The organism is Acidisoma silvae, assembly GCF_020618775.1.
Lineage (GTDB): Bacteria > Pseudomonadota > Alphaproteobacteria > Acetobacterales > Acetobacteraceae > Acidisoma > Acidisoma silvae.
In genome coordinates this window covers 100,641-127,314 of record NZ_JAESVB010000009.1, presented here as the reverse complement: position 1 = coordinate 127,314, position 26,674 = coordinate 100,641, and the positions used below count along the sequence as shown (strand labels likewise).

Sequence of the window (26,674 nt, the reverse complement as noted above, 5' to 3'; positions counted from 1 at the left end):
GGCCCCTGTTGCAAACGGCTCATACGAATGGAGAAAACATCATGTCCGATAAAGCGATCGGTTCCGATATCGTTTCCGCGCCGATTCCGGTGCGCGAGATTCTGCCCTGGATCATCTTCGGCGCGCTGATGCTGCTGGCAATCTATTTCGTCGGCGCCGAGGAAGGGGCGACCTCCCTCATCAAGGGCATGTATGTGCACGAATGGGTGCATGACAGCCGCCATCTGCTCGGTTTCCCCTGCCACTAAGGGGTCACGCATATGGTCAGGTCTCTGCTCATCCGCGGCATGCTGGTCGGCTTTGTCGCGGGATTGCTGGTCTTCGGCTTCGCCAAGATATTCGGCGAGCCGCAGGTTGACCGCGCCATCGCCTTCGAGACGGCGATGGACGACGCCAAGATGAAGGCGGACGCCGCCAAGGGCATTCATGATAGGCCGGAGCCGGAACTCGTCAGCCGCCCGATGCAGGCGAGCTTCGGCCTGCTGACCGGCGTCATGGTCTATGCCACGGCCTTCGGCGGTCTGTTCGCGCTGGTCTTCGCCTTCGCCAATGGGCGTGCGACCGAGCTCGGGCCGCGCGCCGTCTCGGCCCTGCTGGCGCTGACGGGGTTCGTTGCCTTCTATATGGTGCCGAACCTGAAATATCCGGCCAATCCGCCTTCGGTCGGGCATCCGGATACCATCACCATCCGCACGGAACTGTATTTCGCGATGATGGCGCTTTCGATCGCGGCCATGGCGGTGGCGGCCGTGCTCCGCAAGCGCCTGGCCCCCAAGCTTGGCGTCTGGGAAGCGGCGATCATTTCCGGCGCCGTCTATATCGTCGCGGTCATGGTCGTCGCCGCCATCCTGCCGCCGATCAACGAAGTGCCGTCGGACTTCCCGGCGGTGGTGCTGTGGCATTTCCGCGTCGATTCCGCCGCCATGCAGATCATCATGTGGATGGTACTGGGCCTGGGCTTCGGTGCGCTGACCGAGCGCAGCTTCATCGCCAAGGGCCTCTATCGCCCGCGCCTGACCCCGGCGCTGGTCTGGCGCTGATAGCACAAGCAGCAACCGGCTAGCCGAGCCTGCAAGGAAGAGCCTATGACCATCCCGACGGAATTTGCCTCCCTCCTCTCGATATCGGATCGCATCCGTCGTGCCGAGATAACGTCTGCCAGCGTGACGCAGGCGATGCTCGGCCGCATTGCGGCCTTGGACCCTGTCTACCGAAGCTACACCACCGTGCTGGCACAGCGGGCGATGACTCAAGCTGAAAGAGCCGACGCAGAAATCGCCCGTGGCCTATGGCGTGGGCCGCTGCATGGCGTGCCGATCGCGGTCAAGGACCTCTGCAACACGGTTTTTGCGCCGACCGGTGCCGGGACAAAGCTCTTTCGTGACTGGACGCCCGATTATAACGCGACCGTTGTCGATCGGCTGGAGCAGGCAGGCGCCATCATCCTAGGCAAGCTCAGCATGACGGAGGGCGCCTATACCAGCCATCATCCTGAGAATCCCGGGCCGCTGAACCCCTGGAGCCATGATCACTGGGTGGGCTCATCCTCCACAGGGTCAGGCGCCGCAACCGCCGCCGGCCTCTGCTACGGATCGCTCGGCTCTGACACTGGCGGGTCGATCCGCTTCCCGTCAGCGACCTGCGGCTTGACCGGTATCAAGCCGACCTGGGGGCGTGTCAGTCGGCATGGCGTTTTCACACTTGCCGCCTCGCTGGACCATATCGGCCCGATGGCGCGCAGCGCTGCGGATTGTGCGGCGCTGCTCGGGGTCATCGCTGGCGTCGATGCCAATGACCCGACGACGCTGCCAGATCCTGTGCCCAATTACCTCAGCCATCTCGGCGACAATATTCGCGGACTGACTATCGGGATCGACCGGCGTTTCGTCAGTGACGAGATCGATCCGCAGGTTGTCGTGGCATTAGCCGAGGCGGAAAAGGTTCTGGTCAGTCTCGGGGCGGTTATCCAGGAGGTTGTCATGCCGCCGACCAGGAAGCTTGTGCGCGGCTGGATACCATTCTGTTCAGTCGAGACGGCTCTGGCCCATCGCGAAACCTATCCGAGCCGACAGGACGAGTATGGACCGGACCTTGCGGCATTGATTGAACAAGGATTGACGGTCAGCGGTTTGGAACTCGGCGATATCTATCATGAGCGGCTGGCCTTTTCCGGCGCCCTCAAAACCCTTTTCGAGAGAGTCGATCTTATCCTGGTCCCGACCATGCCAGTGCCGATCCCAAGTCTTTCCAGGATGGGCGAATATGGGAAGGATCCGAATGTCCTGGAACGTATCCTGCGCTTTACCGCGCCCTTCGACTTTTCCGGCAGTCCGACGATCACTTTGCCGAACGGTATGGACCAGGAAGGGCTGCCCCTTAGCCTGCAACTGATCGGCCGTCACTGCGCAGAAGATCTGCTGTGCCGTGCGGGCCATGCCTTTCAGTCGGTCACCGATTGGCACACGCGTCGGCCCATGTGACGGGCTTTTAAAATCGAATAAGCTCTGATTTCGAGATCGATTGATTTTCATCAGGTCCATCGCAGCCACAACCTGCGATGGACCTGTCCGTCAAGCTGACCATTACAGCGTCTGTGTCAGGATTTTTCCGAATGCTTGACATTGCCGCCATGGCCGCCGCCGCCGAAAACCTGCTTTTCGCCAAAGGTCGCGCGCATCTGATTGAGCGGGGATGCGATGCCGAGTTCCGGGAAGAGCAGTTCGGCCACGCGATAGGCTTCTTCCAGATGCGGAAAGCCGGATGCGATGACGGTGTCGATCCCCAGATCCTGATATTCGCGCAGCCGCGCGGCGATGGTCTTGGGAGAACCGACAAGTGCCGTACCGGCGCCCGTGCGCACGAGTCCCACGCCCGCCCATAGATTGGGCGATACTTCCAGCTTGTCACGCCGGCCATTGTGCAGGGCCAGCATACGCGCCTGACCCACTGAATCCGATTGGGTGCGCAAGACTTCCTGCGCTGCCGCGATCGTGTCATCGGTCAGATGAGAGATCAGACGATCGGCCGCTTCCCAGGCTTCCTCGTCGGTTTCGCGCACAATGAAATGCAGGCGAATGCCGAAGCTGACCTCGCGGCCATGGCTGGCGGCGGCGCGGCGCACATGGGCGATCTTTTCCGCGACCTGGGCCGGCGGCTCGCCCCAGGTCAGGTATTTGTCGATGATGCCGGCCGAGAAATCGACGGCGGCGTCTGACGACCCGCCGAAATAAAGCGGCGGCCGAGGCTGCTGCACCGGCGGCACCACCAGGCGGGCGTTCAGCGCCTTGATATATTTGCCGTCGAGATTGGCCTTGCCCGTTTCGACCAGACCGTTGAAGACTTGAAAAAATTCCGCCGCATGGTTGTAGCGCTCATCATGCGGCAGAAAAATGCCGTCGCCGGCCAGTTCAGACGCACTGCCGCCGACCACGATGTTCAGCAGCAGGCGGCCGCGCGATACGCGGTCCAGCGTCGATGCAAGGCGCGCGTAATGGCTGGGCGAGGCAGTGCCCGGGCGGACGGCCACCAGAAACTTCAGCCGCTCCGTATGGGCTGCCAGATAGGCGGCGAGGAGGAAGGATTCCTCGCAAGCGGCCCCGGTTGGGATCAGCACGCCCGAATAGCCCAGGCGATCAGCGGCCCGCGCGATTTCCGCGAAATATTCAGGGTCGGACGGGCGGGTCAGCTTGTCCGAGCCGAGATACGACCCGTCACCGGATGAAGGAATAAACCACAGAAAATCCAGAGCTTGATCGTTGGCCATCGTATTTTACTGCTAAATGAAGTGGAAACCTCGCACCGTCTGGTCAATCTTGGCAATACCAAAGCGCGGCGGTCTGATATTCCCCCGCGCAATGCCAAACTCAGCCGAGATATTCCATGATGTGCAGGCCGGCATTGTAGTCGGTCGTATAGACCAGCCCCTGGGCGTCGACGAAGACGTCGCAGGTCTGGATAACCTGTGGCCGGCCGGGGCGGCGGTCGATCATCCGGGCCGGCGCGGGCGGCACCAGGGCTGCGGTTTCCACCGGCTGGTAGGGGTTGGAAATATCGAAGGCGCGAACCCCGGCGTTCTGGTAGGTCGCGAAGATCAGCCTGTCGCTGACAAAGCTGCCGGGCCGGTTTTCATGCAGGTTATGCGGTCCGAAATGCGCCCCTTTTGCCCGATAGTCCGCCTCGGCCGGTGTGGGGAAGGTGCTGATGCTGACCGGGTTCTGCGGATTGCGAATGTCGAAGACCCAGGTCAGTTTGAGCCCGTCTTCCTGATTGTCCAGCACGGCTTCGTCCGCGACGATGAGGAGGTCGCGGGCGGGCAGGGCCAATGCGCTATGCGTGCCGCCGCCATAGGGCGGGGCCCAGTTGCGATGGACGACAAGGCGGGGCTGCGACGGGTCCGCGACGTCCAGGATCGTCAGCCCGCCATCGCGCCAGCAGGCATAGGCGGTGGTGCCGGAAACGGTTGCGTGATGCAGCGCATAGCGCTGCGAGCGGGGCCAGGTCGGTGTCTCCCCGGCCGCGAGGTTCATGCCGGGCAGCCAGTAGCGGCCGACTTCGCGCGGCCTGGTCGGGTCTGAGACGTCGATGATCATGAAGATATAGTCGCTGAACCCATCCGGCAGGGCGGAGGCATAGGCGTAAGGGCCGCCCGTGTACCACAGCCGGTGGATGCCCACGCCATCGACCGGCATGAAGCCGATCTGGCGCGGGACTTCGGGGTTCTTCAGGTCGTAGATGGCCAGACCCGCGCTCCAGTTCCGGGCCGGTTTGGCGGGCTGCGCGGCGGCCAGCGTTTCCGCGACCGATCCGCCGTAATAGGCATGTTCGTCGGCGAAGGCGGCGTCGGCGAAGAGGTTTTTGGCGTGAACGACCAGAAGCAGATCATCATGTGCCTGCAAGTGGTTGTTCCAGGTATTGGGCGGCGCCTTGACCAGGCCGATATCGCGCGGGCGGCGCGGATCCCGCACATCGACGATGCTGAAACCCTCCGACACGAACTGGCCGATATAGGCATAGCCGCGATGGACCATCAGCTGCACGCCGTCCGATCGCCCGGCCTGATCGCTATGGCCGATCAGGCGCATATTGCGGGCGTAGTCGGGAACAAGATCCGTCATGGTTCAGCCCGCATTATTTCGTGGCGACGGAGGGAATCCACGCCGCTGTCGCGGCATCGCTCTGCCGGAAATCCGGGTCTTTCTCGGCCAGTTCCTGGATGGTCTTGATGTCGTTCTTCAAAAGCTCGTCCCGCGTGATGAGATGCGGATTGACGTCGATCTTGGCACCTGGATTTTGCCCCGCGATCAGCAGAGCGACCGCGCGGACGGAGACCTCGCCCACAACAGCGGCATTGGTCGCCGCACTTGCGACCCAGGGGCTGTTCGGCTCGCGCATGGCTTGGATATCCGACGTCGACGTATCGACGCCATAGATGCGGACCTTGGAACTCAGGTTCGACTCATCAAGCCCGAGCTTGACGCCACGCGCGAACTCGTCCCAGGGCGTGAAGACGACCGTAATGTCCGGGTGCGCGCGAAAGACCGCCTGGGTCTGGTCCGCGACGGAGGCAGGGGTTGTGCTGTTAACGATACCCCAGACGGCTTCGTTCTTGATGCCGGGGTGTGCGGCAAGGATAGCGCGATAGGCCGCGTTACGATGGTCAAGCGGCAGGAAGCCCGCCACATAGACTTCGCCAGCCTTGAAATGATCGCCATTGTCTTTCAGCGCCTGGGCGAGAACGATATTGGCCATTTCGCGGTCGTTCTGCTCAACCACCGGCACGCCGGGCAGGCCCAGATCAAGATCGTAGGTCACGACCTTGATCCCGGCGGCGAGCGCTTTCTGCACCACATCGCGCAGCGCTTCCTTGGTGCCGTTGTTGATGACGATACCCTGAACATGCAGGTCAATCGCCTGCTGCACCAAAGCACGCAGGCGGCTCGGATCCTGCTGCGCTTCGGACAGACGGATGGTGGCACCCAGGGCATGGCCCTGGCGCGCGGCACCGGCCTCATAGGCCTGCAAAAAGTCGCTGCCGCTGAGGTAATTGACCACGGCGATGGTGACGCCACCATGATCGAAGGGTGCGGGCGCACCGGCCAGACCAGCAGCCTGTGCCGCCGATCCACCCAAGGCGCTTGCGCCTAGAGAAAACGCGGCTGTCGCCGCGAGAAGAAACGTCTTGGAGAAGGACCGCACAGAACACCTATATCGCACAGGAAGCGTCTAAATCTCGACTTCGTGAGCGATATAGATGGTTAGCTAATTATGCAAAGTGTTTTTATTTTTTCACTATATATAAAAGCTAATATTAGGCGCGTCCGATGCGCCACTGACCCGGCGGGATACGGCCATTGACGGCAAAGTCACCGACGATGCGATCCTTATAGACGCGGGGATTATGCGAGGTGATGGTACGGGCGTTGCGCCAGTACCGGTCCAGTCCGGTATCGCGGAGGGTGGCCGAGGCGCCGAGCGCATCGAACAGCGCCGCCGTCGAATCGATGATCAACTGGGAAACGACCGTCTGCGCCTGCCAGATTTCAAGCTCTGCCTCGGCGACCAGAGCCAGCTCATGATCGGCACCGCCCGCATTTGCCGCGAGGTCCAGCGCCCGCGCCGCCTGATTGACGATGGCGCCGGCGGAATAGGCATGGCCACGCACGCGGCCGACCACTTGCAGAAGTTGCGGGTCTTCCGGCGCCAGGGCGGTCGGCGCATTGCTGTAGCTGCGTTTGCGTGCGCGCAGGATGGCGGCGGTGTCGGTCGCGGCCGCTCGCCCGATGCCGGCCAGGGTCGCCAGATGCACCAGTTGATAAAAACCCTCGGAATAGACGAAGGGCGCCCGTTCCTGCACGATGTCAGCCTCATCCACCGTGACATTCTGGAAATGCGTGGTGCCGCTGGCCGTCAGCCTTTGGCCCATGCCGTTCCAGTCATCCACGGCCTCAACCCCGGGGGCGCGGCGGGATACGACAACGCTGACGCCATTGCCGTCCGCGTCCGACGCGCCGACATGAACCCAATCCGCGAAAAGCGTTCCTGTCGTATAGAATTTTGTGCCGTTGAGTTTCCATCCATCGGGCGTCTGCCGCAACTCGGTCGAAAAACTCGCCTGTTTGGCATTGCCGAGTTCCGACCAGCCGGCGCCGATCACGTCACCGCGCAGGAACCGCTCGAACCAGCGTGCCTGACGCGCGGGTGGCGCTTCGGCCCGAATATGCTCGATGAAGCCGTAATGCGCGCGCAAGGCCTGGGTGATATTGGAATCCGCCTCGGACAGTTCGATGAGCAGCCCGAAGAAAGTGCCGAGGCTGACGCCAAGGCCGCCATGTGCCTTGGGAACACGCAGCGCGGTGAAGCCTGCCTCGCGCAGCCAGTCTATCTCGTCAAAAGGCAGATCACGCCCAAGCTCGCGTTTGACGGCGTTTTCGCGAATGCGCGCGAAGACGGGCTGGAAGCGCTGGCTGAGCGTATCGTATTCAGGGTCGCCGTTGCTGCCCCAGGCAGCGCCAAGTTTGAAATCACCGGGCAGATTGGAACGATCGTAGGCCATGGTTGGTTTATCCTGTCATTCGGCCGCTTAGCGGCAGTCGTCGATCAATTCTGGCCCAGTTCCCGGGCTGCCGCGGCGGCATTTTGCTTCGTCACCAGAATGGAGGGCACGAAAGTATAGGGCGGAATCGCATGGTCGCCCGCGAGGTAGCGGGCGGTATTGTCGACCGCGGTTTTGCCGATCAGATAAGGTTGCTGCGCCACGACGGCAGCGGCGGGGGAGTTGGGGTCGCCGACCATCTTGACGACGTCGGGGCTTCCGTCGACGCCATAGGTATGAACTTCGTCGCGATGGGCAGCGATGATGGCTTGCGTCGCGCCGACCTGCGGCACGTCCCAGGCCTGCCAGACAGCGGCGATATCGCCCTTATGCGGATATTTGGTCAGAATATCGGTGATCTGCGCATAGGCATTCTGCACGGTATTGGGCACGACTTCATGCAGTTCCGGCTGGATGATGTGAATGCCCGGAAAGTTCTTCAGCACCAGACGCAGTTCGTCATACCGGATGGCGATGACCGGCACGTTATACGCGCCGTTGAAGACCACGATATTGCCGCGACCGCCAAGGTCGCTCGCCATCTTCAGGGCCAGTTCTTCACCGATGCGGTAATTGTCCGACGTGGTGTCATTGATGCTGTAGGGAGAGACGGTATCGACCGTGAAGAGTGGAATGCCGGCATCGTGGATCTTTTTGAGCCAGGGCCCGAGGACGGGCGTGCTACCCAATTGCTCGATGATGGCATCGGGCTTCTGTGCAATCAGCGTCTGGATCTGGGCGATCTGGCGGCTGTCGTTGCGGCCGGCATCAAGCGCCACGGGAATGCCGCCCAGGCGCTTCACTTCATCAACCTGCCCCTGATAGGCTTTGAGATCCCAGTAATGTTCGGTGCCAGCGACGGTGATACCGATGCGCTTTCCCTTCAGACTAGGCACATCATCGGCATGCGCAAGCGTTGAGGACAGCATGATCGCCGCACCGGTGCAAAGCAGTTTCCGCAGAAGGGTCATGGATCGGTCATTCCGTATCTGGTGGCAGAGTTTTGACGCTCGGCCTGACTATCAGGAGGTCGGCCAACGGTAGCGGGCGGCCGGATGATGCGCGGCCAGACGATCGCCTTGGCCGAAGAGTTTCTGGCGGAGCGTGCCGGGCGCGTAAGCTTGCTTGTAGACGCCACGGCGTTGCAGTTCCGGCACCAGAAGGTCGGCAATGTCGGAGAAGCTTTCATGCGTGACAGCATGGGCGAGGTTGAAACCGTCAATGTCGGTCTCTTCCGCCCAGGCGATGAGGCTGTCGGCCACCCGCTCGGGTGAGCCGGTGGTGACGGGGCTAAGACCACCGATACCGCACCAGGCAGCGATTTCGCGAATGGTCCAGACGCGATCGGGGGCGGCGGAGCTCATCGCCTCCACCGCCGTGCGGATGGCGTTGCTGTCGACATGGTGGAAAGGATCATCGAGCTTATAGCGGCTGAGATCGGTGCCGATCCAGCCGGACATCAGTGCGAGGGCCGATTCGTCCGAACAGTAGCGGCGATATTCCGCCTCTTTCGCCGCCGCTTCCGCATCGGTCTTGCCGAGGATCACGGTATGCTCGGCGAAGATCAGAACCTCATGCGGATCGCGTCCTGCGGCGCGGATACTGTCGCGCGCGGCGCGGACGAATTTGCCGAGCACCGGCTTGGACGGTGCGCCGATGAAGATGCATTCCGCATTCTCCGCGCCGAAGCGTCGGCCGCGCGGCGAGGCGCCGGCCTGATACAGAACCGGCGTCCGCTGCGGCGACGGCTCGCAGAGATGCATGGCATCGAGTTTGAAATGCGGGCCGTCGTGATGAATGGTCCGCACCTGGGTCGGATCGACATAACGGCCGGTTTCGGTGTCATTGATGACCGCACGGTCGGACCAGCTGCCTTCCCAAAGCTTGTAGCAGAGGGCGGCATATTCATCGGCCATATCGTAGCGCGCGTCATGCGGCAGCTGTGCGGAACGCCCAAAGGCGCGGGAGGCGCTGTCGAGCGAGGACGTGACCATATTCCAGCCCATGCGCCCATCCGTGAGATGATCGAGCGTCGACATGCGACGCGCGAGCTGGAACGGATGCTCATAGGTCATGGAGACGGTGACGCCGAAACCCAGATGTTCGGTCACCTCCGCCATGGCGGAAATCGCCAGAAGCGGATCATTGATCGGCACATGCAGCCCATCCGCCAGCGCGGTGTCGCGCCCGCCCTTGAAGACGTCGCTGACCCCGAGCGTATCGGCGATGAAAAGACCGTCGAACAGACCGCGCTCCAGGATTTTCGCGAGGTCCGTCCAATAGCTGCGCCGATGGTAGCGGGCGGCATCGCTGCGCGGATGCCGCCAGAGGCCGGGCGAGAGATGGTCTGGCGTTGCCATGGTAAAGGCGTTGAGGCGAAGCGGCTTAGCCATGGCAAGACTCTTTCAGGCAAGTTGAGCAGAAGACGATCAGGACTGCCCGAGTTCCTTGGCTGCCTCTGCCGCATTCTCCTTGTTCACCAGGATAGCGGGCACGAAAGTATAGGGCGGCAGGTCATGGTCGCCGGCCAGATAGCGGGCGACATTGTCGATCGCCGTCTTGCCGATGAGATAGGGCTGCTGGGCCGCGACGGCGGCGGCGGGCGAGTTGGGGTCAGCCACCATTTTCACGACATCCGGGCTGCCGTCGACGCCATAGGTACGGACCTCGGTCCGGTGGGCCGCGATGATGGCCTGCGTGGCCCCCACCTGCGGCACATCCCAGGCGGACCAGACGGCGGCGATATCGCCCTTGTTCGGGTATTTCTGCAGCAGGTCGGTCACCTGGGAATAGGCGTTCTGCACGGTATTCGGAATGACGTCGCGCAGTTCCGGCTGGATGATGTGGATGTCCGGGAAGGCGCGCAGCACGAGCTTCAGCTCGTCATAGCGGATGGCGCAGACCGGCACGCTGTAGAAGCCGTTGAAGACCAGGATATTGCCACGACCCTTGATGTCGCTGGCGAGCTGCAAGGCCAGCTTTTCGCCGATGCTGTAATTGTCCGATGTCGTATCATTGATGCTGTAGGGTGAGATGGTATCGACCGTGAACAGCGGAATGCCGGCGGCGCGGATTTTCTTGAGCCAGGGCGCCAGAACGGGCGCGCTGCCCAGCTGCTCGACAATGACATCCGGCTTCTGTGCGATGAGCGTCTGGATCTGGGCGATCTGGCGGCTGTCATTGCGGCCGGCGTCGAGCGCCACGGGAATGCCGCCCAAGCGCTTCACTTCGTCGATCTGCCCCTGATAGGCCTTGAGATCCCAGTAATGCTCGGTGCCGGCGACGGTGATGCCGATGCGCTTGCCCTTGAGGCTGGGCACATCCTGTGCCTGCGCGGCTGAGACGAGGGCGCCGAGACCGATAGCAAGCGTCAGTCCGGCCAGAAGGCGTTTCCTGAAAGACATGTTCTTATCCCTGATTGCCAAGTGAAAGGGGTGTTCAATCCGTGGTCTGCAAACGCCGGGTCAGAAAACTGATGCCGAGAACGATGAAGACCAGAAGTCCGATGGCGACCTGCTGCCAGTAAAAATTCCAGCCGATGAGCAGAAGGCCGTTATGGAGCATGCCGAAGAAGAAGACGCCGAGCAGGGTGCCGAGCACATTGGGCCGCGTCTCTCGGCTGATGGTTGTGCCAACAAAGACCGCGCCGATGGCATCCAGCATGAAGGCATTGCCGGAGAGCGGCACATAGGATTTGACGGTGGCCGACAGCAGCAGCCCGGCCACGCCGCATAGCAGTGCGGAGAGCAGATAGACCAGCCAGGTCGCGCGCCGCACCGGCACGCCCGAATACCAGGCAACGCGGGGCTCGGCGCCGATCGCGCGCAAATGGCGCCCAAAGGCGGTGCCGCTCAGTAGAAGCTGGGTGAGGACAACGGCGGCTGCCACCAACCATAGCGGCAGCGGCAGGCCCAAAATCTGCCCATGGGCCAGAAAATCCAGCCCGGCAGCGGGATAGTTGGAGACGAGATAGATCGGCGTGCCGCCATTGGTGGCCAATTGCTGCACGCTTTCGCCGATGAAAAGCACGCCGAGCGTCGCCAGAAAGGGGCTGATGCCGAAAACAGTGATGAGCAGGGCGTCGAGCAGGCCGACGAGCAACGCGCCGCCAATGCCGGCGATCAGGCTAAGGCCAAGACCGGTGCCGTTCTGCATCAAGGTGACCGCCAGCATGGCGGCGATATCGGCGGCGACGCCGACCGACAGGTCGATGCCGCCGGCAGAGACGACCAGCGTCATACCCAGGGCCACCAGGGCGGGGAGCGAGAAGTTATTGACCAGGATATGCAGGATATTGCCGGGCGTGCGGAAGGTCGGCGAAACCACCGCAAAGATAACGAAAAGAATGACAAGCGCGGCCGGCGTGGTGACGCGGACAAGCTGGGCGCCGATGGGGCGAGTAGGGGCAGTGGTCGCCGACATGTCAGACGCTCCCGCGACGGAGGGACAGTGACCGCACGGCGACCACGAAAAGGATCAGCACGCCCTGCACGCCATTCACCCAGTAGCTGGAGACATTGAGCAGCTGGAACCCGTTGATGAGCCCGCCGATGAACAGCACGCTGAGAAGCGTGCCGCCGATGCTGGGCAGAAGCCGGCGCGAAAAAACCACGCTCATCAGGCTGGTGAGGACGACCGACAGCAGGATATCGCCCGAGCCCGGCGAACTGCCGCTGAGCCGGGCCGCCTGCACGATGGCGGCCAGCGCCGCCAGCAAGCCCGCCGCCACATAGGTACCTGTAAGGTAGGCCGAAACACGAAGCCCGGCCGCGCGGGCTGCCTGACGCTGGCCACCTACGGCTTGCAAGCGCAATCCCCATCGCGTGCCGTGGACCAAGGCGATCAGCAGGATTGCGGCGCCGACCAGAATCCAGTCGGTCATGGACAGGCCCAGCCAGGACGCGCCGGTGATATAGCTGAGCAGCGGCGAATTGGCCGAGATGACGGTGTTCTGGGTCAGTACCAGTTCGGCACCGCCGCAGATATTCATCACGGCCAGCGTCGCCAATAGCGGCAGCACGCCGAGTGCCACGACCGCGAAGGCATTGACCAGGCCGACCGCCGCGCCGACCGCCAGCGTTATGGCGACCGCAACCGGATCGCTGAAGCCGGCATTGCTGGCGACGGTAAAGGCGGCGGCGCAGAGGCCAAGATTGGCGCCGAGCGAGAGGTCTATGCCGCCGCGAATGACATCGCCGCCGCCACCCAGCACGACGATGCTCATGCTGAAGGCGAGCAATGCCAGCACGGTCGATTGCTCGACGATATTGGCGAGATTGCCGAGATTGGCGAATCCCGGCGCTGCCACGCCGAAATAGGCGAAGACCGCGACCAGGGCCGCGATGGAGCCGAGGCGAATGATCTGGCTGCGATGGCGCGCGCGCCGTGTTTCCCGGTCCTCCAGATCAGCGCTGCTATCTAGGAAAGCGGGAGCCTGTTCGGCGATCAGATTGCTGCTCATGCCGCGACCTTCTCAGCCGGTGCGGCCGCGCCGGTGGCGGCGGCCAGAATGGCTTCCGGCGTCGTCTCCGCCGGGCGCAGCTGGTGAGTGACGTGGCCGCGATACATGACCAGGATGCGGTCGCAAATGCCCTGCAATTCAAGAAGATCGGAGGATAAAATCAGCACGGCTGCGCCGCGCTGCGCGAGGTCGCCCAGCAGGCGATAGATTTCGACCTTGGCGGCAACGTCGATCGCGACTGTCGGCTCATCCAGCACATAGATGTCGGAATCCGCACTCAGCCATTTCGCGAGCACCACCTTCTGCTGGTTGCCACCGCTGAGGTCGCGCACGCGCGCATCCGGTCCTGGCGTCTTGATGCCGAGCCGGGCAATGAGCCCTGCCACCGCCTTGCCCTCGCGGCGCCGGCTGATGAAGCCGAAGCGGGTCAGTTTGCCGAGACTGGCCAGCGTCGTATTCTCGCGCACGGAAATATCCAAGGCGATGCCCTGGCCGCGCCGATCTTCCGGCACCAGACCAAGGCCGCGACGGATGGCGCTGGCCGGGGAGTTGATGGCGCCCTGCTTGCCATGGGTAATGATGCTGCCCTGATCCGCAGGTTCCAGACCGAAAATTGCCTGTAGCACGTCCTTGGCACCCGAGCCGACAAGGCCGGTGAGGCCCAGAATTTCGCCCTCATGCAGGGTGAAATCGACATCGCTGAAATGGCCACGACGCCCCAGACCCTGCACAGTCAGAGCGGGCTTGCCGATCGGTACAGGCACTTTCGGAAACATGTCATCGATGTCGCGATTGATCATGAGTGAGACGATCTGCGGCATCGGCGTGTCACGCGGGTCGACGGTCGCGACGTCACGTCCGTTGCGCAGGATGGTGACGCGGTCGCAGAGATCCTGCACTTCTTCGAGGTAGTGCGAAATATAGACAATGGATGTGCCTTCATCGCGCAGGCGGCGGATAAGGCCGAACAGGCGGTTCGCTTCGCGCCGCACCAAAGCGGCGGTCGGCTCGTCAAAGACCAGCACGGAAGGACGGTTGAGCAGCGCGCGGGTGATCTGAACGATCTGCCGATGCGCGGGGCTCAGCTCCCCAATCAGCGCGCCGCGCGGCAAAGTCACGTCAAAATAACGGCCGATGACCTCTTCCGCGCGCTTGCGCATGATGCGCGGCGACAGCAGCGGCCCAAGCCCTGGCTCGGCACCCAGGAATAGCGCTTCGGCCACCGTGAAGGTCGGCACCAACAGCGCTTCCTGGTGAATGATATGCACGCCTAAATGCTCAATCGCCCGTGGCGAGACATGGGCCAGTGGCTTGCCGTTGATGGCGATCGTGCCGCCATCGGCTTTGTAGAGGCCGCCCAGGATCTTGATGATGGTGGACTTGCCGGCACCGTTCTGGCCGATGAGGCCATGCACGGTGCCGCGCTCCACCACCAGATTGGCGCCATCCAGCGCGCGCGTGGCGCCGAAGGTCTTGACCAGATCCCGAAGCGCGAGGGCCGGCTCAGCCATCAAATGGCCCCGTGACGCGGCGGCTTGATGCCGTTCAGGTAGTAATTGCCGATGGCAGCGTATTTCCAGCGTGCCGGGTCATGCAGCGTGTGGACGCGGACGTTGCGCCAGTGCCGGTCCAGGTTATGCGCGGCGAGGGTCGAGCGGGTGCCGGCCAGTTCATGCAGCTTGTTGGCGGCGTTCAAGGCGGCCTCTGTCCCAAATGCCTTGGCTTCCGCCACCGCGACCGAGGCTTCCGCGACCGTTTCCTCATTCGGATTGATCGTGGCCTGGTCCACATAGCGGCCGGCGCGGGCGAGCAAAGCTTCGGCCGCGTGCTGGCGGATGGTCAGGTCACCGATCTGTGCGATGGTATAGGGGTCTTCGGCCGCCGTTTCCTTGCCGCTGTCGAACCACGGGCGGCTGTGACGCGTCACGAAATGGATCGTCTCAGACAGCGCTGCGCGGCCGATGCCGATATCGATCGCGGCATGCAGAATCTGGCCAAGCGGTCCCATGGAGGTTGCGCTGTCGAAGGCATCCTGAAACGGAATGACGTTCTGCGGGTCGACCGCGACGTTTTCGAAAATCGTGGTGCCGCTGCCCGTGGTGCGCTGGCCGAAGCCGGACCAGTCATCGATCAGCGTCACGCCTTGTGCGTCAGGCTTCAGGAAGGCGAAGACCAGACGGTCATTTGCATCCTTGGCCAAAGCCGCGATCCAATGGGCAAAGAGCGCACCGGTCGAATAGAATTTGCGGCCGTTCAGAACCAGATCGCCCTGCGCATCCGGTTTTAGGACAGTGCCGTATTCATGCGCATTCTTGGTGCCGGATTCGCTGAGCGCATTGCCGAAACGGTCGCCCTGCAAGACGCGCTCGAACCAATGGCGCTTCTGGTCTTCGGTCGCGGTCAGCCGGATGGCTTCGATGACAAAGAAATGGTTCTGCGGAATCTGGCCGATGCTGCCATCCGCCGCTGATATGATGGCGGTCACCTCTGCCAGCGTGCCGGCCGAAACGCCCGCACCGCCAAAGGCTTTCGGCACGGTAATGGCCAGCAGTCCGCTAGCGGAATAGCGGTCTAGCTCCGCATGCGGCAGCCGACGCTCCCTGTCCCGCTCAGCGGCGCCAGCGGCGAATTCCGCCGCCAGGACGTGGGCCACCGCGATGGCCTCGGCATCGTCATGAATGCGGGCAGCCTGCCCGCGGATATCAATAGCTGCGGTCATTCTGCGGCTTTCAAAACGGTCTTGCGGGATTGGGCGGCAGGGTGCTTGTCGCTCAGGCGAGGGCCCTGGCCGGGAAATAACTTTTCGCGCAGCGTGCCTTGCGGATACTCGGTCTTATAGCGGCCACGGCGCTGCAATTCCGGCACCAGAAGGTCAGCGATATCGACAAAGGTTTCCGGCGTCACAGCATAGGCGAGGTTGAATCCGTCGAGATCGGTTTCCTGCACCCAGGATTCCAGCTCATCCGCGACCTCGGCCGCCGAGCCGACCAGCAGCGGACCGAAACCGCCGATGCCGATCCATTCCGCCACTTCACGCACGGTCCAGACGCGGGAAGGGTCGGCCGTCGTGAAGGATTCGACGGCTGAATGCACAGCTTCGTTGCGGATATAACGCACCGGCTCATCGAGGTCGTAGGCCGAGAAATCAATGCCAGTCCAGCCGGAGAGCAGGGTCAGCGCGCCCGGAATGCTGACATAGCGCCGATAGTCGGCATGCTTCTCCCGCGCGGCTTCCGGCGTTGCGCCGACAATTGCGGTGGTAAGATTGAAGATCTTGATGCTGTAAGGGTCTCGGCCATAGTCGGCCGCGCGCTTGCGGATGTCGGCGACATAGCCGCGCGCGACCGTTTTGCTGGGGGCGGCCATGAAGACGCATTCGGCGTGGCGCGCCGCGAAATCGCGGCCTTTGCCGGACGTCCCGGCCTGAAACAGAACCGGCGTGCGCTGCGGCGACGGTTCGCTGAGATGGATGGCGTCGAGCTTGAAGAACTCGCCCTCATGGCGGATGCGATGAACCTTGGCGGGGTCAGTGAAGATGCCGCTTTCACGATCCCGCAGAACCGCGTCATCCTCCCAACTGCCTTCCCAAAGCTTGTAGACCAGATCCATATATTCTTCGGCGATCTGATAGCGCGTGTCATGCTTGGGCTGTGACGCCGCGCCGGAGACGCCGCGCGCCGCACTGTCCAGATAGCCGGTGACGATATTCCAGCCGACACGGCCCTTGGTCAGATGATCGAGCGTCGACATGCGGCGCGCGAAAGTAAAGGGTGGTTCATAGGACAAGGTGCAGGTGACGCCGAAACCCAGATGCTCCGTCACGGCTGCCATGGCCGAGACGGTCAGCATCGGATCGTTCAAGGGAATCTGCGCACCTTCCCGCAAGGCATGGTCGGTATTGCCGCCATAGACGTCATAGGTGCCGAGCACATCGGCCATGAACAAGGCATCGAATTTGCCGCGCTCCAGAATGCGGGCAAGGTCCGTCCAATAGCTGAGATCGGAATAGCGGTCAGCGCGGTCGCGCGGGTGACGCCATAGGCCGGGCGATTGGTGGACAACGCAATTCATGTCGAAGGCGTTGAACAGGATGGGGCGAGCCATGCGATATATCCTGCCGTCAGTTCCAGGGATGACGCGGCGGCAGCACGCCGTTCAACGCGTGATTGCCGATAAGGGCAAATTTCCAACGCACCGGATCGTGCAGCGTATGGGTGCGGGCATTGCGCCAGTGCCGGTCCAGCCCGTGCTGTTGCAGGACGGAGCGCGTGCCGGCGAGCTCGTGCAGCTTATTGCCGGCGAGAATGGCGATTTCCGTCGTCAGAACCTTGGCTTCCGCGACTTTCAAGGAGGCGGCTGCGACCGTGTCGATGTTTGCATCGGCAATGGCGCCGTCCACGGCCTTGCCGGCCAGCGCCAGAATGGCTTCCGCCGCATGCAGCCGGATGACGAGATCACCGACGGCTGCAATGGTGTAAGGGTCTTCGGCCGCCGTTTCCTGGCCGCTGTCGATCCAGGGACGCGATTGCGTGCGGACGAAGCGGATCGTGTCATGGATCGCCGCACGGGCGATGCCGAGATCGACGGCCGCCTGGATGATCTGCGAGACAGGACCATTGGCGGAAGGCTGCTCATAGCCGAGATAGGCGGGTACCACGTCGCGCGCGGCGATCGCGACATGCTCCAGCGTCACGGCGCCGCTGGCGGTGGTACGCTGGCCGAAGCCGGACCAATTGTCGATGATCGTCAGACCCGGCGATTGCGGATCGGCGAAAACCAGATAGGCATTGCCGTCTTCGGCCGTGGCGGCAATGGGGATGATGTCCGCAAACAAGGCGCCGGTGGAATAGAATTTCTGGCCGGTGACACGGTAATTGTCGCCGTCACGGACCAGCTTGGTGTCGAAGACACCGGCATTCTTGCTGCCGGATTCTGAAAAAGCATTGCCGAAACGGCGGCCTGCAAGAACGCCGGCATAGAAGCGCTGTTTCTGGTCCTCGTTCGCGGTCACCCGCAGCGCTTCGACGACGCCCAGATGGTTTTGCGGAATCTGGCCGATGGACGGGTCGGCTTCCGAGATAATGGCGATGACTTCCGCCAGCGTGGCGAAGGAGACATCGGCCCCGCCATAAGCGCGGGGCACAGTGATGCCCCAGAGGCCGGATGAGGAAAAAAGATCCAGCTCCGCACGCGGCAGAATACGCTTCTGGTCGCGCTCGATGGCGCCTTCGGCAAGTTTCGGCGCCAAAGCGCGAGCGACGGCGATAGCTTCGGCATCGCTATGAATGATCGGCGCCTGCGGGCGAGACGTTTCAGGCACTTGAGTGATTTCTGTCCGCAGAGCGCCGCTCATGGATTTAACCTTATTTATCTCATACCAAGGTAGTATGGAAATTTCATCGAAATTGGCAAATGTTATTTTTTATTTAGCGAAATTAGATCGCGCAATATCCGTATGACTCAGCTTTGCGGAACCGGGATCCAGGATGCGGTCGCGGCGGAACTGCCGGCGAAGGACGGCACCTTGGCTTCCAGATCCTTCACGTTCTGGATGTTTTCCTTGACCAGAAGGTCACGGGTGACGAGCGCGGGCTCGACCAGAATCTCATGCCCAGGATTCTGTCCCGCCAGCAGCAGGGCCGCCGCGCGGACCGAGACTTCACCCACCACCGCCGGATTGGTCGCCGCCGTGGCGACCCAGGCGCTGTCCGGCGCGCGGATGGCCTGAATATCGGCGGTCGAAATATCGGCGCTGTAGATCTTTACCTTGGACGACAGCTTGTTCTCGGTCGCCGCAAGATTGGCGCCGCGCGCGAATTCATCCCAGGGCGCGAAGATCACCGAAATATCGGGATGCGCCCGGAAAACAGCCGAGGTCTGGTCGGCCACGACGGTCGCCACGGGATTGTCGACCGATCCCCATTGCGCCACCTGATGAATATTAGGGTTCTGCTTCAGCACATCGGTCCAGACGGCATGGCGGCGGTCAAGCGGTGCGAAGCCCGCGACGTAGACCAGACCGGCATTGAACGCCGTGCCGTTATCCTTCAGCGCCTGACCCAGCACGAGCGTCGCAAGATCCTTGTCGCTCTGCTCCACCTGCGGAATGGCGGGGTTATTCAGATTGACGTCGAAGGCGACGACCTTGATGCCGGCCTTGAGCGCCTGATTGACGAGATCGGACAGCGTATCGAGCCGGCCATGGTCGATGACGATGGCTTTCACGCCCAGATTGATGGCCTGCTGCAACGCGTCGCGCTCCACCGCGCCGTCACCATTGCCGGGGAACAGGCGCAGGTTGATGCCCAGCGCCTTGGCCTGGCGCACGGCGCCCACGCGATAGGCCTGGAAGAAATCCCCTTGGGAGATCAGGCTGATCAGCGCGACCTTGACGTCCCCCTTGTCGAAAGGCGCGGGCGCGCCGGGGATGCCGGCCGCGTGGGCAGGCAGGATGCCGCTGGCCGCCATAATGGCGCCGGACAGCAGCCACGGCAGAGCGCGAAGACGTTTCCGCATGGTTTTATTCCTCATTGTGAGCGTGACGGTGGGGCTCAGCGCCGGTCGCGGCCGAGCCGGTAGGTAAGGGCCAGCGAGCCGACGAGGACCGCGCCCTTGATGAAATCCTGCGTGTAATACGGGGCATTGAGCATGGTGAGGCCGTTGAGCAGCACGCCCACCAGCACGGCGCCGATGACGGTGCCGAGGATATTCGGCCGCCGCAGATTAAGGACGGCGAAGCCGATCAGCGCCGCCGCAAAACTGTCCTGCAGCAGCGATCCGCCGGTCATGATATCGCCGCGGCCCACGCGGGCGGCCAGCAGAATGCCGCCCAGGGATGAGAGTAGGCCGGACAGCACATAGGCGAAGACGCGCAGCCGCGCTGTCGGCGCGCCGGCCAGATGGGCGGCGCGTTCATTGCCGCCGACCGCATAGATGGCGCGGCCCCAGCGCAGGCGTTCCATCAGCACCCAGAGCAGCACCGCGACGATGCCGAGGATGATGACGGGCAGCGGCACCAGCCCCCACAGGCGCAGGCGGCCCAGGGCGAGGAAGGTGGGGGAAAACACGCCATCGGCCTCACTGCCGTCCGCGAAGACCATGCCGGTGGATATGGAATTGCCGGCACTCGGGATGAGCTGCAATCCGCCGACCAGGAACAGCGTGCCGAGCGTCGCCAGAAGATCCGGCACTCGCAGCACGATGATGAGCAGGCTGTTGAACAGGCCGATGCCGATGCCCACGCCGAGGACGAGCAACACGGTCGGCACGGCGCCCCAGCCCCAGACGACCTGGGCATAGGCTGCCGTCATCACGCCCATGGCGGCGGTACTGCCGACGGAAAGGTCGAAACCGCCAACGGCAAGGCTGACGGTAATGCCAAGGCCGAGCAAGGCGGTGACGGAGACCGCCTCCAGAATATCGAGCAGGTTGGCAGCGCGCAGAAAGACCGGCTGGATGACAGCGAAGATGGCAAGGAGGGCAATGAGGATCAGGAAGATCGCGCTTTTGCCGGCGAGGCTGCCGAGCGTGGTGCCATGCGGCTTGGCGCGGCCGGACGGCACGCCATCGGATGCCGTCGATCGGGCGATATCACTCATCAGTCGGCAGCTCCGGCAACCAGCGTTTCGAGATTGGTCAGGCGGCCGAGGAAATCCTCCTGGCCGGGGCGGTATTCCGCCGCGATGCCACGGTCGCGCAGGACCAGAATACGGTCGGCGGCCTCCAGCGCTTCTTCCACGTCGCTGGTGGCGATGAGGATGGCGGCGCTTGGGTCCATGGCGCGCAAGGATGCGATGAGGTCATGCCGGGCGCCGAGATCGACGCCCTGGAACGGTTCATCAAGCAGCAGCAGACGCGCCGGGCGCGCCTGCCAGCGGGCGACGACGACCTTCTGCTGATTGCCGCCTGACAGGTGATCCAGCCGGTCCCGCGGGCCGCGGCAGACGATGCCGAGGCGCCGGATGGCGGTTTGTGCGGCGGCCAGTTCGCGCCCAAATCCGAGGAAGCCGAGCGCATGAGACCAGTTCTTCAAATGCGGTAGCGCGATGGTGCCGGCCAGATCGGCGCCCAGCGTCTCATGCGGCGCGAGCGAGGTGCGCCAACGGTCTTCGCCCGCCATGAAGACGCCGGCGGCAATCGCGTCCGCAGGACCGCGCGGCGTCCAGGGTTTGCTGCCCAGCGTGATGCGACCGGCCGCAGGCGGGCGCAGGCCGAACAGCACTTCCAGCAGGCTGCTTTTACCGGCGCCGAGTGGGCCGGTCACGACGGTGATTTCGCCGGGAAAGAGATCAAGATTGATGCCTGGCCCGTGCTCACGAAGCTGCACGCCGCTGAGCGTCAGGCTTGGCGCGCTGGTGTGAGCGTTCTGGGCACGAACGGTCGAGACTACCTGCCGTCCAATCATGGCGCGAGTGGCGGCGGCGAGATCGAGCGGGCGGGTGAATTCGCCCTGTACGCGGCCATGGCGCAGCACGATGGCACGGTCCGCGATGCGGCGCAGATCGGCAAGCTTGTGAGAGATGAACAGCACGGCGATGCCGCTGGCCTTGACCCGCTCGACAAGCCCAAACAGCCGCTCGGCTTCAAGGGCGGAAAGCGAGGCCGTGGGCTCGTCCAGAATCAGCAGCTTCGGCCGCCCCGCGAAAGCGCGGGCGATGGCGACGAGCTGACGCTCCGCCAGGCTTAATGCGGCAAGCGGCTGCGAAAGATCGACGGACAGTCCGGTTTTCCCCGCGATCTCGGCCGCGCGCCTGCGGATACGGCGAGGGCTAAGGAAAAGCGGCAGGCGGGCGCCGCAGATCTCATCCAGAACCAGGTTTTCGGCGACCGACAGGGCTGATACGCCCGCGTCGGCGACAGACTGATGCACGGAGACAATGCCGGCCGCCTGCGCCTGGGCTGGGCTTGCGAGACGCAGTGCCTGACCGCCGATTTCGATCACGCCGGAATCCGCTGGCTGGACGCCGGCCAGAATTTTTACCAGCGTCGATTTGCCGGCGCCATTGGCGCCCATCAGCGCCACCACTTCACCCGGCGCAATGGACAGTGAAACGCTGTCTAGGACGAGGTTACTGCCGAAGCTTTTGCTGACGGCCTGGGCGCGAATAGCCGCCACGGTCATCGCAGCGGGCCCGGCCGTCCGAAATTGCGGCCTGCATGAAAGCTCTGCCGGCCTGCGGCTTCAGCGCGGGCAAGCCGCCGAGCGCCCTCTACAGGCTGTGTGGACTGATAGGGGAGTGCGCGCGTGCCGTCAGGCTTTTCAGTGACGTGGGACAATGCGCGGCGTCCCACCCCCTCCATCAGGAGCAGGGCCAGTTGAGGCACAAAATAGGGATTCATGAGTAAATCTGTCCGTGGCGTGAGGAGACGAAGGAGAGAGGCAAGCTTGCGCTTGATCACCGACACGAACCCGACATTCGGAGCCACGACATATTGCACCTTTTAAAACGCTGAAATATGCTTACTCCATTCTAATGCGCGTGAAAAGCGTCAAATAAAAAATTGTTGTAAATAATACTATTTTAAATAAGTAATTAAGGTTGTGCGGCAAGGTTCGCCAGCCGGTTTTGCGCATATCAAAGGGTTGGGGCGGCTCAAATAAAGGCCGGGCCGCGCAACGGCGCCGGTGTGCGAGACCGTGCAGTCGGCGGTATCACTCCGTTTCCTGGACCGGCCGCAATCGGCTATCAGATTGTCTCCTAATACCCTATATAGCGCGCGTCAGAAGTTTGAAAAATTAATTACTAATTTTTATAGCTATTATATTTAAAGGAAGTCGCACGGTGTCTTTTATTAAAGGTTTAGGGTGCCTTGCGATTGCCTTGTCGGCTTTCGCATTGGCGCCGCTTCAGGCCGCTGAGGCTCAGGTCGTGGTCTCCTCCAAAATCGATACCGAAGGCGGTGTGCTGGGCAATATCATCCTGGACGTGCTGAAGGCGCACGGCATTCCGACGACCAACCGGGTCCAGCTTGGCACGACACCCGTCATGCGCAAGGCGATCATAACCGGCGCCGTGGATATCTATCCCGAATATACCGGCAATGCGGCTTTCTTCTTCAACAAGGCGGCCGACCCTGCCTGGAAGAACCCGGAAGCGGGCTATGAACTGGCGAAAAAGCTGGATTATGACGCTAATAAAATCGTCTGGCTGACGCCTTCGCCCGCCAATAACACCTGGGCCGTGGCTTTGCGCGGCGATGTCGCCGGCCCCGATCATCTCGTCACCTTCAGCGATTTCGGCAAATGGGTTTCGGGCGGAGGTTCCGTCAAGCTCGTCGCCTCCTCCGAATTCGTCAATTCCGCCGGTGCGCTGCCGGCCTTCGAGACGACCTATGGTTTCACGCTGAAGCCGGATCAGCTGATCGTGCTGTCGGGTGGCGACACGGCGGCGACCATTGCCGCGGCTGCCAACAAGACCAACGGCGCCAATGCCGCCATGGTCTACGGCACCGATGGCGGTATCGCTCCGTCCGGCCTGGTCGTTCTGGAAGACGACAAGCATGTGCAGCCGGTCTATGAGCCCACGCCGATTATCCGCGAGGCCGTGCTGAAGCAGCATCCGGAAATCGCTGACCTGCTGAAGCCGGTCTTTGAAAAGCTCGATCTGAAGACGCTGCAAGATCTCAATGGTCGCGTTCAGGTCGGGGGCGAGCCGGCGCAGGTGGTGGCCGAGGATTTCCTCAAGAAAAACGGTTTCCTGAAGTAAGTGGCCTTGTCCGCAGCGATACAGGGCGGCAGGGCAGGGGCCGCGCGCTTCCGTCCTGACCGCATCGGCCTTGTGATCAGCCTTGTGGCACTGGGCGGGCTTTGCCTGCCCTTTGCGACCGTCAAGCCCAATCGCATTCTGGCCGGTGTTGCCAAAACGATTCTTGAGGCACTTCCGCAGACAGGATCGATCCTTCTGCTGGCTGTATTATTCGTGGCGATCACGATCGCCTGCCTGCGCAGTCCGGCCTGGCTGCGCCTTGGCGCGAGCGTGCTTGTCTTGCTGGCGCTTGCCGGGGCAATCGGGGTCAGCGGGATTGTGCTGACGCCGTCCGGCAATCCCTACGCCCGGGTGGCACCGGCGGCAGGGTTTTGGCTTCTGGCCTTCGCCATGGCGCTATTGACGGCCGATGCGCTGACCCGATTGCGGCCAGGGCCGTTCGGGCGTGTGGCGGCATTGGCGGCGACAGCCGTGGTATTTGGCTTCATCCTAAAAAGCGGGCTTTGGGACAATCTCTCGATCCTGAAGGAATATGCCGTTCGCGCCGATAGTTTCTGGGCGGCGGCGGCAGCGCATGTCGAGCTTGCTTTAGGCTCGCTGGTCGCGGCGGTGGCTTTCGGCCTGCCGATCGGCATTCTATGCCACAGGGTGCCAAAGATCCGCGATGCGGTGCTGAACGCGCTGAATATCGTGCAGACTGTTCCCTCCATCGCGCTGTTCGGGCTTCTGATCGCGCCGCTCGGCTGGATCGCTGTCCATGTCCCCGGTGCCAAAGCCATCGGCATTCAAGGCATAGGCATGGCGCCGGCCTTTGTCGCATTGTTCCTGTATTCCTTGCTGCCTGTCGTGGCGAACACCGTCGCGGGCCTTGCCGCTGTTTCCCCGTCCGCCAATGACGCCGCACGCGGCATGGGCATGACGGAGCGGGAACGGCTGTTTCAGGTCGAGTTGCCGCTGGCGCTGCCGGTCATCATCACCGGCATTCGCATCGTGCTGGTGCAGAATATCGGGCTCGCCACCATCGCGGCGCTGATCGGCGGCGGCGGTTTCGGGGTTTTCGTGTTTCAGGGCATCGGCCAGACAGCCATCGACCTGGTACTGCTCGGCACCGTGCCGACCGTGGCGCTGGCCTTTGCGGCGGCGGTGATATTGGACGCCGTGGTCGAACTGCTTTCCACCCCTTCTGTTCGTGACAGCGCGCCATGATCGACATCGACACTATCACCAAGCGCTATGACGATACGGAGGTCGTCAGCGACGTATCGCTGAGCGTGCCAGCCGGCAGCATCGCCGTCATCGTCGGCACATCGGGTTCGGGTAAGACGACCCTGCTGCGCATGATCAACCGGCTGGTGGAGCCGACATCGGGCCGCATTCGCATCGACGGACAAGACACGCACAGCCTTTCGCCTCATGTGCTGCGGCGCAAGATCGGCTATGCCATCCAGGGACATGGGCTCTTTCCGCATCGCACGGTCGCCCAGAATATCGCGACCGTGCCGAAGCTGCTGGGTTGGGAGCCGGCGCGGATCAAGCAGCGCGTGGCGGACCTGTTGACGCTGTTCCAGCTGGACCCTGCGGCTTACGGCCCGCGCTACCCGAGCGCGCTGTCCGGTGGGCAACAGCAGCGCGTGGGCGTGGCCCGTGCGCTCGCCGCCGAACCGGCCGTGCTGCTGATGGATGAGCCTTTCGGCGCGCTGGACCCGGTGATCCGCGCCAAGGCGCAGGACGATCTGCGCGCCATCCAGCGGCGCTTCGGTACCACCATCATCATGGTGACGCATGACATGGAGGAGGCGATCCATCTGGGGGATCGCATTGCCGTCATGGATGGCGGTCGTCTGCTGCAATATGCGAGCCCGACTGAAATCCTGACGGCCCCGGCAACCGGTTTCGTCGAAAGCCTGCTGGGCGCGGCTGACCGGCCCTTCCGCCTGCTGTCGCTGACGACGCTCGCGGACGTGGTGGAGCCCGGCACCGCCGATGGCGCGCCGCTATCCGCTGACGCGACGGCGCGTGACGGCCTGTCCGCTCTGCTTTGGACAGGTCGGGACGCGGCACCCGTGCAATCGGCCGACGGCGCGCCGCTCGGTCGGGTCACCCGGGCCAGGCTGATGGCGGCCGCGCGGTTGCCTGGACAAGCCCCTGTATGACCAGGGTCTGGTCCTTTCTGCCCCGCATGGCGCTGCTGGCTTTTTTGATCGCCTTTCTGTGGCATCCCGCGTGGTTCGCCGGTCTGTTGCGGCCGCTGACGGAAAACGGCGCGCCGCCGATCTATGATCAGGGAAGTCTGGCTCTTCTGACGCTCGATCATCTGGCAATCGTGGCTGTGGCGACACTCGCTGCCAGCCTGATTGCAATAGCGCTGGCGGTTCTCGTCACACGTCCGTCAGGTCGCGAATTTCTGCCGCTTGCGCGCAGTCTGGTGAATATCGGGCAGACCGTGCCGCCTGTGGCGGTGCTGGCATTGGCCGTGCCGATGACCGGGTTCGGTGAAAAGCCGACGCTGATTGCGCTGTTTCTCTACGGTCTTTTGCCTATTTTCGAGAATACGCTGACCGGGCTTTCCACTGTGCCGGCCAATGTCATGGAGGCGGCGCGCGGCGTCGGCATGACGGGCCGGCAGCGCCTGTGGCAGGTGGAACTGCCGTTGGCGGCGCCTATCATCCTCGCCGGTATCCGTCTCTCCGTGGTCATCAGCATGGCGACGGCGACGATCGGGTCGACCGTTGCGGCATCGACGCTGGGTGCCGTCATCATTGCCGGTCTGACGTCCAATAATCTGGCCTTCATTGTGCAGGGCGGTGTGATTGTCGGCGTGATCGCGATCTTGATTTTCGATGCCCTGCGGGGATTGGAAACGCTGTTGGCGCGGAGAGCCGGCGGCTAGCCTGGCGCGGCTCCAGCGTCACGACA

The 26,674-nt window shown here is 62.9% G+C and carries 23 protein-coding genes; 7 read left to right on the top strand and 16 right to left on the bottom strand.

The genetic code is table 11. From position 1 onward, the window contains the following. Positions 1 to 41 precede the first annotated feature (41 nt). The 3 genes from ASILVAE211_RS17710 to ASILVAE211_RS17700 are packed head-to-tail and all read left to right on the top strand — an operon-like array spanning position 42 to position 2,480. Positions 42 to 248 (top strand): CbtB domain-containing protein, encoded by a 207-nt coding sequence (locus tag ASILVAE211_RS17710; RefSeq protein WP_227322682.1) that lies wholly within the window; start codon positions 42 to 44, stop codon positions 246 to 248. Between the two features lie 12 nt (positions 249 to 260). Beyond that, the gene (locus tag ASILVAE211_RS17705) at positions 261 to 1,040 is read left to right on the top strand and encodes a CbtA family protein (RefSeq protein WP_227322681.1); all 780 of its coding nucleotides are present in this window, start codon (positions 261 to 263) and stop codon (positions 1,038 to 1,040) included. Positions 1,041 to 1,085: 45 nt separating this feature from the next. Beyond that, positions 1,086 to 2,480, top strand: a complete 1,395-nt coding sequence (locus ASILVAE211_RS17700) for an amidase (RefSeq protein WP_227322680.1) — start codon at positions 1,086 to 1,088, stop codon at positions 2,478 to 2,480. Positions 2,481 to 2,596: 116 nt separating this feature from the next. Here ASILVAE211_RS17700 and ssuD read toward each other — a convergent pair whose 3' ends face one another. The 16 genes from ssuD to ASILVAE211_RS17620 form a co-directional block, all read right to left on the bottom strand. After that, positions 2,597 to 3,763: an FMNH2-dependent alkanesulfonate monooxygenase gene (gene ssuD, locus ASILVAE211_RS17695; protein ID WP_227322679.1), complete on the bottom strand. Its 1,167-nt coding sequence runs from the start codon at positions 3,761 to 3,763 to the stop codon at positions 2,597 to 2,599. A gap of 100 nt (positions 3,764 to 3,863) precedes the next feature. Beyond that, the gene (locus ASILVAE211_RS17690) at positions 3,864 to 5,114 is read right to left on the bottom strand and encodes an LVIVD repeat-containing protein (protein ID WP_227322678.1); all 1,251 of its coding nucleotides are present in this window, start codon (positions 5,112 to 5,114) and stop codon (positions 3,864 to 3,866) included. Positions 5,115 to 5,127: 13 nt separating this feature from the next. Then, complete coding sequence (locus ASILVAE211_RS17685) at positions 5,128 to 6,129, bottom strand: substrate-binding domain-containing protein (RefSeq protein ID WP_227322677.1); 1,002 nt, start codon at positions 6,127 to 6,129, stop codon at positions 5,128 to 5,130. Between the two features lie 178 nt (positions 6,130 to 6,307). After that, the gene (locus ASILVAE211_RS17680) at positions 6,308 to 7,552 is read right to left on the bottom strand and encodes an acyl-CoA dehydrogenase family protein (protein WP_227322676.1); all 1,245 of its coding nucleotides are present in this window, start codon (positions 7,550 to 7,552) and stop codon (positions 6,308 to 6,310) included. Between the two features lie 44 nt (positions 7,553 to 7,596). Then, positions 7,597 to 8,562: a sugar ABC transporter substrate-binding protein gene (locus tag ASILVAE211_RS17675; protein ID WP_227322675.1), complete on the bottom strand. Its 966-nt coding sequence runs from the start codon at positions 8,560 to 8,562 to the stop codon at positions 7,597 to 7,599. 51 nt (positions 8,563 to 8,613) lie between these two features. Further along, positions 8,614 to 9,984, bottom strand: a complete 1,371-nt coding sequence (locus ASILVAE211_RS17670; RefSeq protein WP_227322674.1) for an LLM class flavin-dependent oxidoreductase — start codon at positions 9,982 to 9,984, stop codon at positions 8,614 to 8,616. Between the two features lie 36 nt (positions 9,985 to 10,020). Then, the gene (locus ASILVAE211_RS17665) at positions 10,021 to 10,995 is read right to left on the bottom strand and encodes a sugar ABC transporter substrate-binding protein (RefSeq protein ID WP_227322673.1); all 975 of its coding nucleotides are present in this window, start codon (positions 10,993 to 10,995) and stop codon (positions 10,021 to 10,023) included. Positions 10,996 to 11,029: 34 nt separating this feature from the next. Further along, positions 11,030 to 12,013, bottom strand: coding sequence for an ABC transporter permease (locus ASILVAE211_RS17660; RefSeq protein WP_227322672.1), 984 nt, complete (start codon positions 12,011 to 12,013; stop codon positions 11,030 to 11,032). Position 12,014: 1 nt separating this feature from the next. Continuing rightward, positions 12,015 to 13,052, bottom strand: coding sequence for an ABC transporter permease (locus ASILVAE211_RS17655; protein WP_227322671.1), 1,038 nt, complete (start codon positions 13,050 to 13,052; stop codon positions 12,015 to 12,017). After that, positions 13,049 to 14,563 carry a sugar ABC transporter ATP-binding protein gene (locus ASILVAE211_RS17650; protein WP_227322670.1) on the bottom strand — a complete coding sequence of 505 codons (1,515 nt, stop codon included), beginning with the start codon at positions 14,561 to 14,563 and terminating at the stop codon, positions 13,049 to 13,051. The genes ASILVAE211_RS17655 and ASILVAE211_RS17650 overlap by 4 nt, the downstream gene beginning before the upstream one ends. Then, a complete protein-coding gene (locus ASILVAE211_RS17645) occupies positions 14,563 to 15,771 on the bottom strand; it encodes an SfnB family sulfur acquisition oxidoreductase (protein ID WP_227322669.1) in 1,209 nt (402 codons plus the stop codon). Before ASILVAE211_RS17645 ends, ASILVAE211_RS17650 begins: the two co-directional genes overlap by 1 nt. After that, the gene (locus ASILVAE211_RS17640) at positions 15,768 to 17,156 is read right to left on the bottom strand and encodes an LLM class flavin-dependent oxidoreductase (protein WP_227322668.1); all 1,389 of its coding nucleotides are present in this window, start codon (positions 17,154 to 17,156) and stop codon (positions 15,768 to 15,770) included. The genes ASILVAE211_RS17645 and ASILVAE211_RS17640 overlap by 4 nt, the downstream gene beginning before the upstream one ends. Before the next feature lie 16 nt (positions 17,157 to 17,172). Then, positions 17,173 to 18,405, bottom strand: coding sequence for an SfnB family sulfur acquisition oxidoreductase (locus ASILVAE211_RS17635; RefSeq protein ID WP_227322667.1), 1,233 nt, complete (start codon positions 18,403 to 18,405; stop codon positions 17,173 to 17,175). Positions 18,406 to 18,512: 107 nt separating this feature from the next. Further along, a complete protein-coding gene (locus tag ASILVAE211_RS17630) occupies positions 18,513 to 19,568 on the bottom strand; it encodes a substrate-binding domain-containing protein (protein WP_227322666.1) in 1,056 nt (351 codons plus the stop codon). Positions 19,569 to 19,603: 35 nt separating this feature from the next. Then, positions 19,604 to 20,650: an ABC transporter permease gene (locus ASILVAE211_RS17625; protein ID WP_227322665.1), complete on the bottom strand. Its 1,047-nt coding sequence runs from the start codon at positions 20,648 to 20,650 to the stop codon at positions 19,604 to 19,606. Next, on the bottom strand, positions 20,650 to 22,173 hold the full coding sequence (locus ASILVAE211_RS17620; RefSeq protein ID WP_227322664.1) for a sugar ABC transporter ATP-binding protein: 1,524 nt from the start codon (positions 22,171 to 22,173) through the stop codon (positions 20,650 to 20,652). Before ASILVAE211_RS17620 ends, ASILVAE211_RS17625 begins: the two co-directional genes overlap by 1 nt. A gap of 661 nt (positions 22,174 to 22,834) precedes the next feature. Here ASILVAE211_RS17620 and osmF point away from each other — a divergent pair. The 4 genes from osmF to ASILVAE211_RS17600 are packed head-to-tail and all read left to right on the top strand — an operon-like array spanning position 22,835 to position 26,648. After that, entirely contained in the window at positions 22,835 to 23,758 is a 924-nt protein-coding gene (osmF, locus tag ASILVAE211_RS17615) for a glycine betaine ABC transporter substrate-binding protein OsmF (RefSeq protein WP_319799590.1), read from the top strand. Positions 23,759 to 23,764: 6 nt separating this feature from the next. Next, the gene (locus tag ASILVAE211_RS17610) at positions 23,765 to 24,964 is read left to right on the top strand and encodes an ABC transporter permease (RefSeq protein ID WP_227322663.1); all 1,200 of its coding nucleotides are present in this window, start codon (positions 23,765 to 23,767) and stop codon (positions 24,962 to 24,964) included. Beyond that, entirely contained in the window at positions 24,961 to 25,911 is a 951-nt protein-coding gene (locus ASILVAE211_RS17605; RefSeq protein WP_227322662.1) for an ABC transporter ATP-binding protein, read from the top strand. Before ASILVAE211_RS17610 ends, ASILVAE211_RS17605 begins: the two co-directional genes overlap by 4 nt. Next, entirely contained in the window at positions 25,908 to 26,648 is a 741-nt protein-coding gene (locus ASILVAE211_RS17600; protein WP_227322661.1) for an ABC transporter permease, read from the top strand. The genes ASILVAE211_RS17605 and ASILVAE211_RS17600 overlap by 4 nt, the downstream gene beginning before the upstream one ends. Positions 26,649 to 26,674 lie beyond the last annotated feature (26 nt).

Bases quoted from the DNA above. Each gene is read 5' to 3' on its own strand.
- ASILVAE211_RS17710 (WP_227322682.1), top strand. From the start codon at position 42: ATGTCCGATAAAGCGATCGGTTCCGATATCGTTTCCGCGCCGATTCCG.
- ASILVAE211_RS17705 (WP_227322681.1), top strand. From the start codon at position 261: ATGGTCAGGTCTCTGCTCATCCGCGGCATGCTGGTCGGCTTTGTCGCG.
- ASILVAE211_RS17700 (WP_227322680.1), top strand. From the start codon at position 1,086: ATGACCATCCCGACGGAATTTGCCTCCCTCCTCTCGATATCGGATCGC.
- ssuD (WP_227322679.1), bottom strand. From the start codon at position 3,763: ATGGCCAACGATCAAGCTCTGGATTTTCTGTGGTTTATTCCTTCATCC.
- ASILVAE211_RS17690 (WP_227322678.1), bottom strand. From the start codon at position 5,114: ATGACGGATCTTGTTCCCGACTACGCCCGCAATATGCGCCTGATCGGC.
- ASILVAE211_RS17680 (WP_227322676.1), bottom strand. From the start codon at position 7,552: ATGGCCTACGATCGTTCCAATCTGCCCGGTGATTTCAAACTTGGCGCT.
- ASILVAE211_RS17675 (WP_227322675.1), bottom strand. From the start codon at position 8,562: ATGACCCTTCTGCGGAAACTGCTTTGCACCGGTGCGGCGATCATGCTG.
- ASILVAE211_RS17670 (WP_227322674.1), bottom strand. From the start codon at position 9,984: ATGGCTAAGCCGCTTCGCCTCAACGCCTTTACCATGGCAACGCCAGAC.
- ASILVAE211_RS17665 (WP_227322673.1), bottom strand. From the start codon at position 10,995: ATGTCTTTCAGGAAACGCCTTCTGGCCGGACTGACGCTTGCTATCGGT.
- ASILVAE211_RS17660 (WP_227322672.1), bottom strand. From the start codon at position 12,013: ATGTCGGCGACCACTGCCCCTACTCGCCCCATCGGCGCCCAGCTTGTC.
- ASILVAE211_RS17655 (WP_227322671.1), bottom strand. From the start codon at position 13,052: ATGAGCAGCAATCTGATCGCCGAACAGGCTCCCGCTTTCCTAGATAGC.
- ASILVAE211_RS17650 (WP_227322670.1), bottom strand. From the start codon at position 14,563: ATGGCTGAGCCGGCCCTCGCGCTTCGGGATCTGGTCAAGACCTTCGGC.
- ASILVAE211_RS17645 (WP_227322669.1), bottom strand. From the start codon at position 15,771: ATGACCGCAGCTATTGATATCCGCGGGCAGGCTGCCCGCATTCATGAC.
- ASILVAE211_RS17640 (WP_227322668.1), bottom strand. From the start codon at position 17,156: ATGGCTCGCCCCATCCTGTTCAACGCCTTCGACATGAATTGCGTTGTC.
- ASILVAE211_RS17635 (WP_227322667.1), bottom strand. From the start codon at position 18,405: ATGAGCGGCGCTCTGCGGACAGAAATCACTCAAGTGCCTGAAACGTCT.
- ASILVAE211_RS17630 (WP_227322666.1), bottom strand. From the start codon at position 19,568: ATGCGGAAACGTCTTCGCGCTCTGCCGTGGCTGCTGTCCGGCGCCATT.
- ASILVAE211_RS17625 (WP_227322665.1), bottom strand. From the start codon at position 20,650: ATGAGTGATATCGCCCGATCGACGGCATCCGATGGCGTGCCGTCCGGC.
- ASILVAE211_RS17620 (WP_227322664.1), bottom strand. From the start codon at position 22,173: ATGACCGTGGCGGCTATTCGCGCCCAGGCCGTCAGCAAAAGCTTCGGC.
- ASILVAE211_RS17605 (WP_227322662.1), top strand. From the start codon at position 24,961: ATGATCGACATCGACACTATCACCAAGCGCTATGACGATACGGAGGTC.
- ASILVAE211_RS17600 (WP_227322661.1), top strand. From the start codon at position 25,908: ATGACCAGGGTCTGGTCCTTTCTGCCCCGCATGGCGCTGCTGGCTTTT.